We start from the raw sequence: 16,128 nt of genomic DNA on the forward strand, positions 1-16,128 counted from the left end.
ACACGTCTCTCGCCCACCACGGGAACACCCCGCGGCCATGCCCTCAGCATGGCCCCATGGGAGGGCGTACTCAACGGGACCGCCTGTTCTCCTCGGGCTCGCGGGGACAGGTACGCGGCTTACGGAGACATCTGCCCTCCCCGTGCCGGGAATCCTGGCGCGGCGCGGGCGTTGAAGTTCATGTGAGTTCAGTGATCGCGGCGACCCGTTTCTCCGTCCTCGACCGCTCGCGCACCCGGGAGGGGCACGACGGCCCCGAGGCGCTGCGTGACACCGTGCGGCTGGCCCAGGAGCTGGAGCGGCTCGGCTACCACCGGATATGGGTTTCGGAACACCATGGCGTGCCCGGAGTCGCCGGTTCCGCGCCGACCGTGCTGGCCGCCGCGGTCGCCGCCGCGACGCGTACGATCCGGGTCGGCACGGGCGGGGTGATGCTGCCCAATCACCAACCCCTGGTCGTGGCCGAGCAGTTCGGCGTCCTCGAGTCCCTGTTCCCGGGACGTATCGACATGGGTCTGGGCCGCTCCGTGGGTTTCACCGACGGCGTGCGGAAGGCGCTGGGCCGGGACAAGGACGTCGCCGACGATTTCGCGGGGCAGCTCGACGAGTTGCTGGGCTGGTTCCGCGGCACCTCCCCGACGGGGGTGCACGCGCGTCCGGCCGAGGGTCTGACCGTGCCGCCGTTCGTGCTGGCCATGGGCGAGGGCGCCACGATCGCCGCCCGGGCAGGCCTGCCGATGGTCATCGGCGACCTCCGCGGCCGCGAGAAGATGCGGCGCGGCATCGATCACTACCGCGCGACGTTCCGGCCCTCCGCCTGGGCGAGCGAGCCGTACGTCGTCATCTCCGGCACGATCGCGGTCGCGGGCACACCGGAGGAGGCCCGCCGTCTGCTGCTCCCGGAGGCCTGGTCGATGGCGCACTCCCGCACCCGCGGCACCTTTCCGCCGCTGCCGCCCGCCGAGCGCGTCGAGGCGCTGAGGATGAGCGACAAGGAGCGCGGCTTGTACGAGTCCGGGCTCAGGGGTCAGATCGCCGGCACCGAGGAGCAGGTCGCCCACGAGCTGGAGACGGTGCTCAAGGAGACCGGCGCGGACGAGGTCCTGGTCACGACCAGTACGTACGACCGCGGCGCCCTCCTGGACTCGTACGAGAGGCTGGCCCGGATCGTAGGACTGGGCGGCGCGGGCGGGGCCTAAGCATGACCTAGGCAGCGACAGGTCTGTGATCTTCCTCCGAGTTCGCGCAGTTCCGGTGGGTGGCGGCCGTCTCGGCGGCGCGGGCCAGGGTCCGCCGGTCGGGTGCGCTGCCCGGCGCGAGCACCGGCTGTACGCGTACCTCGGCCACGAGGCCGCGCGCCGACACGACCCGCCACACCGAGGCGAGCAGCGAGTCGCTCCCGACGAACGCGGGTGCCGTGGTCGCCGCTCCCCCGTCGAGCCGGTAGTGCAGGCGCACCGGCTGGACGGGTACGGCGGCGTCCAGTGCGGCCTGGAAGACGGCCCTGCGGAAATGGCCCTGGGCCCGGCCGCACCAGGTGCTGCCTTCCGGGAAGACCACGACCGCGGCGCCGCCGCGCAGGGTGTCCGCGATCCGTGCGACCGTCGTCGGCAGCGCGCGCAGCCGGTCCCGCTCGATGAACAGCGCACCGCTGCTCGCGGTCAGCGCGCCCGCCACGGGCCACTGCCGGATCTCGGCCTTGGCCAGCATCCGCCCGGGACGGACGGCCGCGAGCAGCGGAATGTCCAGCCAGGAGATGTGGTTGGCGACCAGCAGCAGCCCGCCGGTGGGCGGGGCGGCTCCGGTGGTCTGTACGCGTACGCCCACTGAGCGCACGATCGTCCGGCACCAGAGCCGGATGGCACGGTCACGCCGCACATCCGCGAGCCGTCCGACGACCGGGATCAGCACGATCCCGACGAGGAGCACGGCCACGACCACGGTCAGCCGCAGCACGGCCCGCGGTACGGCGGCCAGGGACCCCATGGATTCCACGCAGGCATGCGGGGTGCACGGGGCGCTGGGCAGCCAGGCACTGGCCGGGGCGGTGCCCGAGGACGGCACACCGGGGCGGTCCGCGACCTGCGTCCCGCCACGGCGTGCGCGGGGCACCGGCCGGCGGCCCGGGAGCGTGGCCGTGCCCGCGCCTGGGCTCGCGAGGGCCGCCACGCCGCGCCGCGGGCGAAGCAGCACGCCGATGCGGAACGCGCCCGTCACATTTACACGGGAGGCGTTCATCAGGCCGGCACGAGCGACAGGAAGTGCCGCAGATAGCGGGAGTTGACGCGCTGCATCGGGAGCAGCACGTACAGGTCGGCCACGCCGAAGTCGGGGTCGTGGGCGGGTTCCGCGCAGACCCAGGCGCCGAGGCGGAGGTAGCCGCGCAGGAGCGCGGGGAGTTCGGTGCGGGCCGGGCGCTGGATGCCCTCCGGGTTCCAGGGCAGCAGCGGGCGTACGCGGTACTCCTCGGGCGCCAGGTACTTCTCCTGTACGCGGTCCCAGGTGCCCGCGGCGAGCGTGCCGCCGTCGGCCAGCGGGATGGAGCAGCAGCCCGCGAGCCACTCGTGGCCGCCCTCCACCATGTAGCGGGCGATACCGGCCCAGATGAGACCGATGACAGCGCCGTCCCGGTGGTCGGGGTGGACGCAGGAGCGGCCGACCTCGACGAGCCCGGAGCGGATCCCGGCGAGCGGCCCGAGGTCGAACTCGCTCTCCGAGTACAACCGTCCGGCGACCGCGGCGCGCTCCGGCGGCAGCAGCCGGTAGGTGCCGACGACCTGCCCGCTCACCGTGTCGCGGACGAGCAGGTGGTCGCAGTAGGCGTCGAAGGCGTCGATGTCGAGGCCCGGCTGCGGGGAGGACAGCAGGGCGCCCATCTCCCCGGCGAAGACGTCGTGGCGCAGCCGCTGCGCGGCCAGCACGTCCGCCTCGTCGCGGGCCAGAGTGACGGTGTAGCGGGTGGGTGCGGTCGCCTGCGGCGGGCTGGCGAGCGTGGTTACGCCGGTCATGGCTGGCTCTCTCCTGGGGACGTTGGCCGGTGTGCGGCGGGAGGTGAGCGGAGCGGAGGGTGAGCAGGCCGGTTGGGTACGGCGTGCTCCTTCCTGTTCTCCCGACGCCGGCTGACCGGCGCGTAACCTACGCAGAGAGGTGGGATGTGGGCTTGTTGAATGCCCGGGTGCGGCGGCCCTGACAAGGCTTGGCGGGGCCGGGGAGCACCACTCCCGGCCCCGCCCGTCCGCACCTTGACGGCGAACGACGTACGGCTAACGCTTGCCCGACTTACGGGTCGCGCGCAGCCACTCCTTGTTCATGCCGGTGATGGAGACCAGGGGGATGCCCTTCGGGCAGGCGGTGGCGCATTCGCCGGTGAGCGTGCAGCCGCCGAAGCCCTCCTCGTCCATCTGCGCCACCATGTCGAGCACCCGGGTCTCGCGCTCGGGAGCGCCCTGCGGCAGCACGTTCAGGTGGTTGATCTTCGCCGAGGTGAACAACATCGCGGCCCCGTTCGGGCAGGCCGCCACGCAGGCCCCGCAGCCGATGCACTCGGCGTGCTCGAACGCGAAGTCCGCGTCCGGCTTCGGTACGGGTGTGGCGTGGGCCTCGGGCGCGGCGCCGGTCGGCGCGGTGATGTAGCCGCCGGCCTGGATGATCCGGTCGAACGCCGACCGGTCGACCACCAGGTCCTTCACCACTGGGAAGGCGGAGGCTCGCCACGGCTCGATGTCGATCGTGTCGCCGTCCTTGAAGGACCGCATGTGCAACTGACAGGTGGTCGTACGCTCCGGACCGTGCGCGTCGCCGTTGATGACGAGCGAGCACGCGCCGCAGATGCCCTCACGGCAGTCGTGGTCGAAGGCGACGGGGTCCTCGCCACCCAGGATGAGCTCCTCGTTGAGGGTGTCGAGCATCTCCAGGAAGGACATGTCGGGCGAGATGTCGTCCACTTCGTACGTGGACATCGCTCCGTCGGCGTCGGCGTTCCGCTGCCGCCAGACGCGCAGGGTGAGCTTCATGCGTAGCTCCGCTGAGTGGGGTGAACGTACTCGAAGACGAGGTCTTCCTTGTGGAGAACCGGCGCATCGCCGGTGGCGGTGAACTCCCAGGCCGCCGCGTACGAGAACTCCTCGTCCTTGCGCTCCGCCTCACCGTCCGGGGTCTGGGACTCCTCGCGGAAGTGGCCGCCGCAGGACTCGCTTCGGTGCAGCGCGTCGAGACACATCAGCTCGGCGAGTTCCAGGTAGTCGACGACGCGGTTCGCCTTCTCCAGCGACTGGTTGAACTCCTCGCCGGTGCCGGGGACCTTGATGCGCCGCCAGAACTCCTCACGGATCTGTGGGATACGCTCCAGCGCCTTGCGCAGCCCCGTCTCCGTACGCGCCATTCCGCAGAACTCCCACATAAGTTCGCCGAGTTCACGGTGGAAGGAGTCGGGGGTGCGGTCGCCGTCGACGGCGAGGAGCAGGCTCAGCCGGTCCTCGGTCTCGGCCAGCACCTCCTGGACGACGGGGTGTTCGGCCGAGACCTTCTCGTGGTGCGGATTGCGGGCGAGGTAGTCGTTGATCGTCGACGGCAGTACGAAATAGCCGTCGGCCAGCCCCTGCATCAGCGCCGAGGCGCCGAGCCGGTTCGCCCCGTGGTCCGAGAAGTTGGCCTCGCCGATCGCGAACAGGCCGGGGATGGTGGTCTGGAGGTCGTAGTCGACCCACAGTCCGCCCATCGTGTAGTGGACGGCGGGATAGATCCGCATCGGCACCTCGTACGGATCCTCGTCGGTGATCCGCTGGTACATGTCGAAGAGGTTGCCGTACTTGGCCTCGACGGCCTTGCGGCCCATGCGCCTGATGGCGTCCGCGAAGTCCAGGTACACGCCCTGGCCGCCGGGGCCCACCCCCCTGCCCTCGTCGCAGACGTTCTTGGCGGCCCGGGAGGCGATGTCGCGGGGCACGAGGTTGCCGAAGGACGGGTAGATGCGCTCCAGGTAGTAGTCGCGCTCGTCCTCGGGGATCTCGTTCGCGGACCGCTGGTCGCCCTTCGCCTTCGGCACCCAGATCCGGCCGTCGTTGCGCAGCGACTCGCTCATCAGCGTGAGCTTCGACTGGTGTTCGCCGGTGCGCGGAATGCACGTCGGGTGGATCTGCGTGAAGCAGGGGTTCGCGAAGTACGCGCCGCGCCGGTGCGCCCGCCAGATCGCGGTGGCGTTGGAGTTCATGGCGTTCGTCGACAGGTAGAAGACGTTGCCGTAGCCGCCGCTCGCCAGGACGACGGCGTCCGCGAAGTAGGTGTCGATACGGCCCGTGATCAGATCGCGGGCCACGATCCCGCGCGCCCGGCCATCCACGACGATCAGGTCCAGCATCTCGGTCCGCGGATGCATCTCGATGTTGCCGGCGGCGATCTGCCGGGACAGCGCCTGGTACGCGCCGAGCAGCAGCTGCTGGCCCGTCTGCCCGCGGGCGTAGAAGGTCCGGGACACCTGTACGCCGCCGAAGGACCGGGTGTCGAGGAGGCCTCCGTACTCGCGGGCGAAGGGCACGCCCTGGGCCACGCACTGGTCGATGATCTCCACCGAAATCTGCGCCAGGCGGTGGACGTTGGACTCGCGGGCCCTGAAGTCGCCGCCCTTGACGGTGTCGTAGAACAGTCGGTGGATGGAGTCGCCGTCGTTGCGGTAGTTCTTGGCGGCGTTGATGCCGCCCTGCGCGGCGATCGAGTGGGCGCGGCGCGGCGAGTCCTGATAGCAGAACTGCACGACGTGGTAGCCCTGTTCGGCGAGCGTGGCCCCCGCGGAGCCGCCCGCGAGGCCGGTGCCGACGACGATCACCGTGTGCTTGCGGCGGTTGGCGGGGTTGACCAGCTTGGCCTCGAAACGGCGGGTGTCCCAGCGCTCGTTCACCGGCCCCTCGGGGGCCTTGGCGTCGACGACCGGCTCCCCGGTCGTGTAGTCGGCGTACTCAGCGGTCATGTCAGCTCACCACTCCGGTCATCACGCCCACGGGTACGGAGACGAAGCCCACCGTCAGCACCAGCGCGAGCATGTTGGCGATGGTCTTGAAGGCACGGTCGCGGGTGCGGCTGCCGACCCCGAGGGTCTGCGCCGCGCTCCAGAAGCCGTGCCGGATGTGCAGGCCGAGCGCGAGCACCGCGACGAGATAGATGACGTTGCCGTACCAGGTGGAAAAGGTGTCGATCACGTTCTGGTACGGGTGTCCGGCCTCGAAGCCGTCCGGGTGCACGGTGCCGGTCGTCAGGTCGAGGATGTGCCAGACGATGAACAGCCCGAGGATGATCCCGCCCCAGCGCATCGTCCGTGTCGCGTAGCCGGCCCGCGGCTTCTTGTGTACGTATTTGGTCGGCCGCGCTTTGATGTCGCGGCGGCTCAGCTGGTACGCGGAGACGGCGTGCGCGACGACGGCGGCGACCAGGACGACGCGGATGATCCACAGCGCCCATTCGTAGTGCAGGAAGGGCTCGCCGAGGGTACGCAGCCAGTGCGCGTACTCGTTGAACTCGTCGGATCCGAAGAAGATCTTCAGGTTGCCCAGCATATGGACGACCAGGTACGCCAGCATGATCAGACCGCTCACGGCCATGACCGTCTTCTTGCCGACGGAGGAGTCCCACATCGTGCGTGTCATGGACGGTTTTCGGTCCGTCCGCGTTGCCAGAGCCATGCCACGCACGGTAGGACCAGAAGCACCGATCGGTCCAAGACATGGTCTGGCTGGTTTCGATAGCCAGAGCCTATGATGATGGGGTGCAGTTCCAGCAGCTCCAGTACTTCGTGGCCGTCGCCGAGACCCGGCACTTCACCCGGGCCGCGGACCTCGTCCATGTCGCGCAGCCGTCCCTCTCCCAGCAGATCAAGGCACTGGAGCGGGAGTTGGGGGCGGATCTGTTCCTGCGGGCACGCGGCAACATCACGCTCACGGACGCGGGCGAGGCGCTGCTGCCGCTGGCCCGCCGCATCCTGGCCGACGCGGAGACGGCTCGGCACGAGGTGGGGGAACTGGTTCAGCTGCGCAGCGGGCGGGTTCGTCTCGGTGCGACTCCTAGCGTGTGCACGGGGCTGCTGCCCGACGTGCTGCGCGCCTTCCACGACCGGTATCCGGGCATCCAGCTGCTGATCGAGGAGGGCGGTTCGCATGATCTCGTACGGGAACTCGCTCGCGGTGCGCTCGATCTCGCCCTCGTTGTCCTGCCCCTGCCCACGCCGTCACCCGCGCTGACCACGGTCGAGGTGCTGCGGGAGGACCTGGTGGTGGTGTCGTCCCCGGACGCACCCGCGCCGGGGCGGGGTCGTACGGTGCGGATTGGGGACCTGGAGGGTGAGCGGCTGGTCATGTTCCGGCACGGGTACGACCTGCGGGAGCTGACGGTCGCCGCGTGTCGCTCCGCTGGGTTCGAGCCTGACTTCGCGGTGGAGGGCGGTGAGATGGACGCGGTGTTGGGCTTTGTGCGGGCGGGGCTCGGGGTTGCTGTGGTGCCACGGATGGTGGCTACTCGGGCGGGGCGCGGGCTACGGGTCACTCCGTTGGCACGGCCGGGGCTGCATCGGACGATCGCGCTGGCGCACCGGAGTGACGTGGCTCCGCCTCGGGCGGCTCGGGAACTCCAGCGGATGTTGCTTGAGCGGTGACGGTCCGCTCCGCTGGGGAGCCGGTCCTGGGAGCGCCGTTGTTTGAAGCGCCATCCAGGTCTGCGGGTCCGTCGTGGCTGGCCGCGCCCACGCGGCGGAGCCGCAAATTGATACAGCCCCGCGCCCCTGACGGGGCGCTGCGGTCGCCGCAACGCCACCCGGCGACCGCCGCTCCCCTCGTACCGTTCAGCCCGCCGCGTCCACCAGTGCCAGTTCGTGCAGGCGGTCCGGCGGACCCGGGCGGGCGTAGTACCAGCCCTGGGCCGTGTCGCAGCCCAGGATTCTCAGCTGCTCTGCCTGGGCGCCCGTTTCCACGCCCTCTACCGTGACCGTGAGATTGAGGCTGTGGGCGAGGGAGACGATGCCCTCGACGATCTTCAGGTCGACCGGGTCCGCCGGGAACTGCTGCATGCTCTGGGTGAAGGAGCGGTCGAGCTTGAGGATGCTGACCGGGAGGCGGCGCAGGTTGGCGAGGTTGGAGTAGCCCGTGCCGAAGTCGTCGAGGGCGATGTCGACGCCCATCTCGGCGAGGCGGCGCAGCGGCTTGAGGAGGTCGTCGTCGGCGCCGATCAGGGCGGACTCGGTGACTTCCAGGCAGAGGGAGTTCGGTTCGAGCCCGGCGCGCTCCAGGATGTCGACCGTGTCGGCGACCAGACCGGGGTGGGTCAGCTGGCACGGCGAGAGGTTCACGTTGATACGGAACGGGCCCGCGGCCACCTGTCCGCCGTGACGTTCCTGCCAGGCGCAGGCCTGGCGGACCGACTGCTCCAGCACCCAGCGGCCCAGCGGGACGATGAGGCCGGTGTGCTCGGCGAGCGGGATGAACCGGTCGGGGCCGAGCACACCGTGCTGCGGGTGCAGCCAGCGGACGAGTGCCTCGGCGCCGCGTACGCTGCCGTCGCCGAGATGGACGAGCGGCTGGTACTCGATGAAGAACTCGCTGCGGTCCAGAGCCGCGGGCAGTGCCGTGGTGAGTCCGTGGCGGGTGATGGCGCGGGCGTCGGCCTCGGGGTCGGCGAGCTCGTAGCGGTTGCCGCCCGCCGACTTTGCTCGGTACATCGTGATGTCGGCGCTGCGCAGCACCTCCGCCGGGCCGCGTTCGCCGGCCGGGCCCTCGACGATGCCGATACTGCCGCGGACGGTCAGTTCCCGGCCGTCGATACGGACCGGGGTGACGAGCGCGTTCATGATGCGGTCGGCGAGCGCGTCGACCTCGGTCTCGGTGTCGGGCCCGGTGGTCAGCGCCACGAACTCGTCGCCGCCGAGCCGGGCGACCATCTCGCCTGGCGCGGTCGCGCAGGACTGCAGCCGGTCGGCGACCTCGACGAGCAGCCGGTCACCGGCGGCGTGCCCGAGGCTGTCGTTGATGGTCTTGAAGCCGTCGATGTCGAGATAGCAGAGCCCGAAGCGCATGCCCTCACCCGCGGACAGCGCCTTTTCGAGCCGCTCGAAGAACAGGGTGCGGTTGGGCAGTCCGGTGAGGGCGTCATGGGTCGCCTCGTACCGCAGCCGCAGATTGAGCAGCCGGCGTTCGGTGGTGTCCTCCATGAGGGCGAGCTGGTACTGGGGCCGGCCGTCGGCATCACGCAGCAGAGAGACCGTCAGATTGGTCCACAGAACCGTTCCGTCGGGTCGGTAGAAGGCCTTCTCCACGTGGTAGTGCTCACGATCACCGCGCACCAACTCCTCGTACAGGCGCCAGACTTGAGGAGCGTCGTCGGGGTGCGTCCAGTCGACCACGCTGCGGCCGCGCACGGCTTCCTCGGTGCCGCCGAACATCCGCAGCAGTGCCTTGTTCACCTGCAGGACGTTGCCGTCGAGGTCCGCGATGCCGATTCCTATGGCCGCGCCCTCGAACACCGCGCGGAACCGCGCCTCGCTGTCGTGCAGCGCCTGAGCGACCACCCCCTGAGCCTGGAGGGCCGCTCGCGCGATGGCTTCCTGTTCGGCCAGCGTCCGCTCCCGCAGCGCCTGCGCGAACCCGGCGGCCATGGCGTGCTGCAACCGCGCCGAGCGGCTGCGCAGGTCCTCCTGCGGTCCATCTCCGCCGCAGTAGAGCACCAAGTAGGCGTCCACGCAGTCCAGTGCGCGGCTGAGCGCCTCCGGTTCGGTGCAGTGGGCGTCGATCAGCGCGGCGCCGACCGCCTGGCCTTCGGCCGCGTCGAACGTCCTGGCCCGCAGCGCCTCGCTCAACCGCCGGGCGAGCGGCAGCAGTTCCAGCTCGAACTCGGGGCGGGTCAACGACGTCGCCGTGACCGGGAAGACAGCCCGGCTCCAGATCGTCGCGAACCTGCGGAGTCTGTCCTCCGGCCCGTCCGGCTCCGCGGTCACGCCGTGCGCCCCACGCCGGCGAACCCGGAATAGGCATACGGATCCTCGTCCTCGAGTGCCGTGTCGGGCCGCCATTCCGGCATCGGCACCAGTCCGGGTTCCACCATGTCGTACCCCTCGAAGAACCGCGCTATGTCGTCGCGCGAGCGCATGATCAGCGGATTGCGAATGTTCTTGTAGACGTCGACCGCACCTTCAGCCCGCTCTGGGGGAAGCGGGATGCCCTCGTACGAGGCATGCGTGACGACGAGCAGGCTGCCCGGCGCGAGCGCGTCGCGCAGCTGCGCCACCGCCTCGTACGGGTCGTCCTCGTCCTCCACGAAATGAAGTATGGCAACGAGAAGGAGGGCGACTGGCCGATTCTGGTCGATCAGGCGCTGAAATTGGGAACTCGCCAGGATCTCCTGGGGCTTGCGCAGATCGGCGGCGACGACGTCAGCGTCCTCGTTGCCCTCCAGTACGGCCTGGCTGTGCGCGACGGCGACCGGGTCGTTGTCGACGTACAGGACGCGTGCTGAGGGACTGGCGCTCTGGGCCACCTCGTGGACATTGCCGAAGGTGGGGATGCCGGAGCCGATGTCCAGGAACTGGGTGATGCCCTCGTCCACCGCAAAACGGACGGCTCGGCGCAGGAAAGCGCGGTTCGCCTGCATGATCTTCGGAAGGCCCGGCATGAACTCCATCGCCTTGCGGGCTGCTTCCCGGTCGACGTCGAAGTTGTGCGATCCGCCCAGGTAGTAGTCGTAGATGCGGCTCACGCTCGGCACCGAGATGTCGATGCCACGTGGGGCCCAGGCGGGACGCTCCATCTATCTCTCCAACCGTAGGCGATCCGGTGTTCGAGCTGAGGCTACTGATCGCCTGCCAACGAGGCGAGCGGAAACGGAAATTGACCATCCGTTCCCGGTCACTGCCCGGGGCACATGCGGAATTGACGTCGTACGAAATCGCTCTGAAGCCCTGAGAGCGGTGAAAAACGGCCAACCCCCTCCGTGCGGTGCGGAGGGGGTGGACCGGGGGTTGAGCGGTTGCTCAGTCCTTGCGGCGTGTCAGTTGTCTGCTTTCTGGCGACCACTCCCTTCCGTGGGTTGTGTGTTGCGTGGTCCGTCGTGCTCGGGTGATGTCTACTTCTTGATCGCGCTGCCGTCGGGCGCCATGGCGTACCAAGTGCCGCCCACGCCTTGGCCGTTGGTGTCGCCGGGCTTCTTGTCGCCCGCGAAGGTGTACATCGGCCAGCAGTCGATGCTCTGCTGCTTGAGTCCGTCCGGGCGGTTCAGGACGACGTAGCCGCGGCGGCCGTCGACCTTGTTGTCGATGCCCTTGGTGTCGGCGGCGTCGACCGGCTCGACGACCGGCCACTTCTCCAGGCACTCACCGACGCAGTTCGACTTCATCGGCCACGGGACGTCCTTCTCGAAGCGGTAGACCGTGTAGCCGTTCTTGTCGACGACGACCTCGCCCAGCTCAGGGTCCTGTCGGGTCGAAAGGCCGGGCAGGTCGGCGGCCTCCGCCCCGGCGTCTTCACCGGCTCCGGCCTCTGCGGCGTCCGCCGCCGCCTTCTTGCCGTCGGGCGCCGATGCGTACCAAGTACCTTGCACACCCTGGCCCTTGGTGTCACCGGCCTTCGTGTCCTTCGCGTACCGGTAAAGCGGCCAGCCGTCGAGGGTCAGCTGCTTCGTACCGTCGGCACGGGTGACCTCACCGAGCAGCGTCTTGTCCATGCCCGCCGCAGCGGTGGCGTCCGAGGCCGGGACCGGGGGCCAGGCCGTGGCGCAGTCGCCTTCACAGTTCGTCTTCGGCGGTGAGGCGGTGTCCTTGTCGAAACGGTAGAGCGTCATACCGGCGCCGTCCGTGACCACTTCGCCGAGGGCCTTGTTCTTCGACACGGCAAGCTGGCCGGCGGTCTGCGCCTGCGCACCGGCACCGGCCTGCCCCGCACCTGCAGTGGGCGTGCTCGTACCGGCCCCGTAGTCATTGCCTACCCCATTGGCGGCGGGCGCCGCCCCCACGTTCTGGCTTCCCGTGGACTGGGGGGTGTCCGAGCCGCACGCAGTCGTCAGCGCCAGGGCCGCAGCGGCCGCTACGAGGGAGGCGCTCCGCCAGGAGGTCTTCATTTTGGGTAACTCCCCGCTAATCACTCAGATGTTGCGGCGCACCACCGCGCCGCGTATGGCCCTAGGTACGGGCGAGAAGGCCGGGAGCGTTCAAGCGGCTCGCAAGATTCTTTGAGTAACGCCCGTGAAACCTGCGCCGTATGTGACTCGGCTGTGACTCGGCATCCCCGGAATGGCTTGTTCTCGCCCCTGGCCGCGTCGCGAGGGCAGCCGGTGCCCCATTCGGACTCCTGCGATCGCGCCCGGTCCCGGACCTTTTTGGCGTTTCGACCATCGAGGTGCATGTGCGGCGCAAGCGGAAAAGGTCCGCGGCTGCTCCTCGGGACCCGGAGGTTTCACCATGCGCGCGACACACCTCGCTTCGGCCGCACTGCTGGGCGCCGGCGCCCTGGCCCTGGCCGCGCCGGCGGTCGTCGCCGCGGATGGTGGCCATCGCGGGACCGCCTCGTTCGGTTTCGATGTCTCCCCCACGACTGCCGCCGCGGGTGACCGCGTCACGCTGTCCGTCTGAGGCTGCGAGACCGAGGTCAAGGTGTTCTCGGGTGTCTTCGACCCGGTGGTGATCCCCAAGGGGCAGCACTCGGCCACGGCCACCGTCGGCTGGGGCGCCGAGCCCGGCTCCGGGGAACAGGTGGCCTTCCAGTGCGGGAAGGAGTACGGCCACAAGGACCTCACCATCACGGCCGGGCAGCAGCCGGGCCAGTCGTACATGTACGCCAACAAGGGCGTCCAGGCCGGTGTCGGCGGCACCATCGCCGGCTTCGACCTGGGCGACATCGGCCTCGGCCTCGCACTCGTTGCGGGCTCGGTCGGCGCGGCGTACCACTGGTCGAACCGCCGCACCGCCGACGAGCACAACTGACGGCTCATCTTCCAGCCCGTCACCTTCCAGCCCTTCGCCCCGGACCGCGCGGTCCGGGGCGAAGGGCTGGAAGTCGTCAGGCCTTGCTTCATCAGGCCCTGCTCTCGGAGCGGCGGCGCATCCAGAACACCGCGCCGCCGACGAGCGCGAGGCCCATCAGTCCGCCGCCGATCGCCATGTCGGTGGGCGTGGCACCGCTGGAGCTGCTGCCGCCGATACCGCCCTGGGCGCCACCGATGACGGTGAACGCGTTGTCCTTGGTGAGCGTCTTTCCGTCGCAGTCGACCGTGATGTGGTGGGCACCGGGCCTGGCGTTCCGGTGGATGGTCGCAACCCCCTTGGACCTGTCGCTGCTGTGGTGGATCGGCCTGAGTTCCGTCCGCGGGAACGCGTCCGACGTCATGTGGCCGCCCTTGGGGCACCCGTCGACTGTGACCGTCAATTGCCCACCCGGGGCGACGGCGCTGGGTGTGGCGACGATGTTGCTCGGGTGGTCAAAGGCATCCCGGGCCGCGGCCGAGGGGGCAGCGAGACCGAGGGTGAGGGCAACTGTCGCAGAGACCGCCAGGGCACGAGTGATACGCATGTGATCCTCCGCGGAAGGCGCCCCGGGAACCGTCCCCGGGTCGAATCGGCGAGAAAACACCTCCCAGACAGACTCTCAGATGCCGTGCACGGGGCCGCATTTCGAGAATGCTCCGTCCTGGTGAGTGGACACGCCGCGGATAAGGATCACAATCGGATATTGCCGCAGGTCACGACTGTCAGAAATTTCTCTGACCGCGGCGACTCGGATGGCGCACGGCCTCTGGGAGAGCCACCCGTTCGCGCGTCTACCGTCGCCTGCCGGGAGCCTTGGACTTAGCGTTCTCGTATGCGCGAGTGACGTGGCGACGGCCGCGTCGAGAGGGGTTTGCGAATGTCTGCGTCCGAGCTGGCCGAAGAGGAGGAGCGGCAGAGGAAGCGTGCTCCCTGGGGCGTGCTGGCGCTTGTTCTGCTGACCGGTCTCGCACTTATTCGCAATGGTTCGGGGGAGTTCGACGTGGGTCCTCCGCAGCCCGCGACGGCCGCAGCCGCGGAGAGCCGCGCGCCCGCGAAGGCCCGCTTGAGCGGACCGGCTCCGCTGCCGTTCTCCGAGGTCGACCGCATCAGCATCCCCGCGATCCAGGTCGATGCCCCCGTCATGCCGGTGGGGCTCGACATGGCGGGCTGGGTGGACGCGCCCCCGCCGGAGGACCCGAATCTCGCGGGCTGGTTCACCGGCGCGGTCTCGCCCGGCGAAAAGGGCACGGCCGTCATGGTCGGTCATGTGGACAACAAGCAGGGCCCCGCCGTCTTCTACGCTCTCGGGGCCCTGAAAAAGGGACAGCGCGTGGAGGTCATGCGCAAGGACGGAAAGCTCGCCGTATTCGAGATCTACGGCATCGAGGTGTTCGAGAAGAACAACTTCCCCGGCGACCGCGTCTACGGCGACACCGGAGTTCCCGAATTGCGCGTCATCACCTGCGGAGGCGGTTTCTCCCAGCAGAACGGCTACGACGGGAACGTCGTCGTGTTCACCCGCCTGATCGAGGTTCGCTGAGCGTTCCCCCGACCAGGCGGGCGAAAGTCCCGTGGAATTCCGCCGGCCCCCCGTTGAGTCGGCGGATTCTCGTCGGCCTACGTGAACTGCCGCCGGGGCACGGTGAGGTGATAGCCCGAGTCCAGCAGTCGCGGCAGATAGTCGCGCAACGCGCGGACGCTCTGCGAACGGTCGCCGCCCGCGTCGTGCGCGAGGACCACGACACCCGGAGCCGCGCCGTTCATGACCCGGCGTTCGATGGTGCGGGCACCGGGTGACTGCCAGTCGAGGGTGTCGACGGTCCAGGCGAGCGGTTCCATGCCGAGTTCGGCGCCGAGCTCGAAGACGGCCCGGTTCCAAGCCCCGTACGGTGCGCGGAACCAGCCCGGCCGTTCCCCGTACGCCTTCTCGATGATCTCGCTGGTGCGTTCCATCTCGGAGCGGATCGCGGACCGGGTCAGCCGGGTCAGCAGCGGGTGGGACCAGGTGTGGTTGCCGACGATGTGTCCCTCGTCGGCCATCTCCCGGAGCATGTCCTTGTTCTCGACGACCATCGAGCCGCACACGAAGAACATCGCGCGCACATCGTGGGCCTTGAGGGTGCGCAGGACGTGGGGGGTGTAGCGAGGGTCGGGGCCGTCGTCGAAGGTCAGCACCATGCTGGGGCCGCGCCCCGCGATACGCAGGAACGGTTCGTGCCGTACGAGGGTCCGCCCCGGCGTCCTGGGCACGGAGCCGTATCCGGCGATGGGCTGGAGCCGGTAGGCGGAGGCCCGCCGGGCGCGGCCCTGCGGGGAGCCCGCGGCGGGGTCCGTGGAAGGTCGGCTCGGTGGCTGGGCCGGATCGGCGGCGAGGAGGCGTGCCGTACCGGCCGCTCCCAGGACGGCGGCGCCGATGAGCAATGCCCCGCGCCGGGAGAGCATTTGATCCTTTTTCATGATTAATCAGTCGCCCGGCCGAGGCCTTGAGACGCGCACCGCCACCGGTCCGGCCGCACGAAAACACCCGTTGGGACCAGCTCGGCGCGATGTACAAGCACGGACGGTAGCGCGTCTCACTCACCGTCAGCGTGTGCACCCGGCCGGTTCCCCGCCCGCGGCGGGACCTGCGCGTTCCGATAGCCTCGGCGCCGTGACGGAACAGCACTCACCAGGGCAATCACAGGGCTTCGAGCGGGGCACGGACGGGCCGAAGGTCATCGTGGCCGGTGTGGACGGCTCCGACTCCTCGCTGCGTGCCGTGGCCTACGCCGCCGGTCTGGCCCGGCGGCAGCGGGCGCTGCTCGCCGTGGTGTACGTCCAGCCGGTGCTGGCGGCGGGCACCGCGGCCGGGGCTCCGGTCGCCGATACGACCGACGAGATCGCCCAGGGGCTCGTCCGGGACATGCGCGAGGCGGCTGAGCAGGTCAAGGACATATTCGAGGTCCGCTGGGAGTTCCACACCTTTCGCGGCGACGCGTACAGCGGTCTGGTCACCGCGGCGGACGAACTCAAGGCGGACGCCGTCGTGGTGGGAGCGTCCGAGCAGGCGGGGCACCGCTTCATCGGCTCCGTGGCCGTACGCCTTGTGAAGGCCGGGCGATGGCCCGTGACGGTTGTGCCGTAACCGACGCGTAGCCCTTTCC

16 protein-coding genes are annotated in these 16,128 nt (G+C 69.6%); 6 read left to right on the forward strand and 10 right to left on the reverse strand.

Annotation, left to right across the window (positions count from 1 at the left end; all coding sequences use genetic code 11):
* Nucleotides 1–182 precede the first annotated feature (182 nt).
* Nucleotides 183–1,199 (forward strand): LLM class flavin-dependent oxidoreductase, encoded by a 1,017-nt coding sequence (locus tag ACYVO6_RS26380; protein WP_461065250.1) that lies wholly within the window; start codon nt 183–185, stop codon nt 1,197–1,199.
* 7 nt (nt 1,200–1,206) lie between these two features.
* Here the strand turns inward: ACYVO6_RS26380 and ACYVO6_RS26385 are convergent, their stop codons facing one another.
* From ACYVO6_RS26385 to ACYVO6_RS26405, 5 genes are all read right to left on the reverse strand, one after another.
* Entirely contained in the window at nt 1,207–1,986 is a 780-nt protein-coding gene (locus tag ACYVO6_RS26385) for a lysophospholipid acyltransferase family protein (RefSeq protein WP_461065485.1), read from the reverse strand.
* 251 nt (nt 1,987–2,237) lie between these two features.
* A complete protein-coding gene (locus tag ACYVO6_RS26390; protein WP_461065252.1) occupies nt 2,238–3,008 on the reverse strand; it encodes a GNAT family N-acetyltransferase in 771 nt (256 codons plus the stop codon).
* A 255-nt stretch (nt 3,009–3,263) separates the two neighbouring features.
* Complete coding sequence (locus ACYVO6_RS26395) at nt 3,264–4,013, reverse strand: succinate dehydrogenase/fumarate reductase iron-sulfur subunit (RefSeq protein WP_189326134.1); 750 nt, start codon at nt 4,011–4,013, stop codon at nt 3,264–3,266.
* Nucleotides 4,010–5,962 (reverse strand): fumarate reductase/succinate dehydrogenase flavoprotein subunit, encoded by a 1,953-nt coding sequence (locus ACYVO6_RS26400; RefSeq protein ID WP_461065255.1) that lies wholly within the window; start codon nt 5,960–5,962, stop codon nt 4,010–4,012. The genes ACYVO6_RS26395 and ACYVO6_RS26400 overlap by 4 nt, the downstream gene beginning before the upstream one ends.
* A 1-nt stretch (nt 5,963) precedes the next feature.
* Nucleotides 5,964–6,671 carry a succinate dehydrogenase gene (locus tag ACYVO6_RS26405; protein WP_461065256.1) on the reverse strand — a complete coding sequence of 236 codons (708 nt, stop codon included), beginning with the start codon at nt 6,669–6,671 and terminating at the stop codon, nt 5,964–5,966.
* Nucleotides 6,672–6,754: 83 nt separating this feature from the next.
* On the opposite strand from ACYVO6_RS26405, the gene ACYVO6_RS26410 reads away from it, so the two are divergent.
* A complete protein-coding gene (locus tag ACYVO6_RS26410; RefSeq protein ID WP_461065258.1) occupies nt 6,755–7,636 on the forward strand; it encodes a LysR family transcriptional regulator in 882 nt (293 codons plus the stop codon).
* A 186-nt stretch (nt 7,637–7,822) separates the two neighbouring features.
* Here the strand turns inward: ACYVO6_RS26410 and ACYVO6_RS26415 are convergent, their stop codons facing one another.
* From ACYVO6_RS26415 to ACYVO6_RS26425, 3 genes are all read right to left on the reverse strand, one after another.
* Entirely contained in the window at nt 7,823–9,967 is a 2,145-nt protein-coding gene (locus ACYVO6_RS26415; protein WP_461065260.1) for a putative bifunctional diguanylate cyclase/phosphodiesterase, read from the reverse strand.
* Nucleotides 9,964–10,776, reverse strand: a complete 813-nt coding sequence (locus tag ACYVO6_RS26420; RefSeq protein WP_461065262.1) for an SAM-dependent methyltransferase — start codon at nt 10,774–10,776, stop codon at nt 9,964–9,966. The genes ACYVO6_RS26415 and ACYVO6_RS26420 overlap by 4 nt, the downstream gene beginning before the upstream one ends.
* A 315-nt stretch (nt 10,777–11,091) precedes the next feature.
* Nucleotides 11,092–12,081, reverse strand: coding sequence for an SCO0930 family lipoprotein (locus ACYVO6_RS26425; RefSeq protein WP_461065264.1), 990 nt, complete (start codon nt 12,079–12,081; stop codon nt 11,092–11,094).
* 340 nt (nt 12,082–12,421) lie between these two features.
* On the opposite strand from ACYVO6_RS26425, the gene ACYVO6_RS26430 reads away from it, so the two are divergent.
* On the forward strand, nt 12,422–12,592 hold the full coding sequence (locus ACYVO6_RS26430; protein ID WP_461065266.1) for a hypothetical protein: 171 nt from the start codon (nt 12,422–12,424) through the stop codon (nt 12,590–12,592).
* A gap of 21 nt (nt 12,593–12,613) precedes the next feature.
* On the forward strand, nt 12,614–12,943 hold the full coding sequence (locus ACYVO6_RS26435; RefSeq protein WP_461065268.1) for a hypothetical protein: 330 nt from the start codon (nt 12,614–12,616) through the stop codon (nt 12,941–12,943).
* A gap of 91 nt (nt 12,944–13,034) precedes the next feature.
* Here the strand turns inward: ACYVO6_RS26435 and ACYVO6_RS26440 are convergent, their stop codons facing one another.
* Nucleotides 13,035–13,529 (reverse strand): hypothetical protein, encoded by a 495-nt coding sequence (locus ACYVO6_RS26440; protein ID WP_461065270.1) that lies wholly within the window; start codon nt 13,527–13,529, stop codon nt 13,035–13,037.
* A 333-nt stretch (nt 13,530–13,862) separates the two neighbouring features.
* On the opposite strand from ACYVO6_RS26440, the gene ACYVO6_RS26445 reads away from it, so the two are divergent.
* Complete coding sequence (locus ACYVO6_RS26445; RefSeq protein ID WP_461065272.1) at nt 13,863–14,525, forward strand: class F sortase; 663 nt, start codon at nt 13,863–13,865, stop codon at nt 14,523–14,525.
* Nucleotides 14,526–14,602: 77 nt separating this feature from the next.
* Here the strand turns inward: ACYVO6_RS26445 and ACYVO6_RS26450 are convergent, their stop codons facing one another.
* A complete protein-coding gene (locus ACYVO6_RS26450; protein WP_461065274.1) occupies nt 14,603–15,442 on the reverse strand; it encodes a polysaccharide deacetylase family protein in 840 nt (279 codons plus the stop codon).
* A 193-nt stretch (nt 15,443–15,635) separates the two neighbouring features.
* On the opposite strand from ACYVO6_RS26450, the gene ACYVO6_RS26455 reads away from it, so the two are divergent.
* Nucleotides 15,636–16,109: a universal stress protein gene (locus ACYVO6_RS26455; RefSeq protein WP_461065276.1), complete on the forward strand. Its 474-nt coding sequence runs from the start codon at nt 15,636–15,638 to the stop codon at nt 16,107–16,109.
* Nucleotides 16,110–16,128 lie beyond the last annotated feature (19 nt).

Source organism: Streptomyces pseudoechinosporeus (assembly GCF_054783935.1).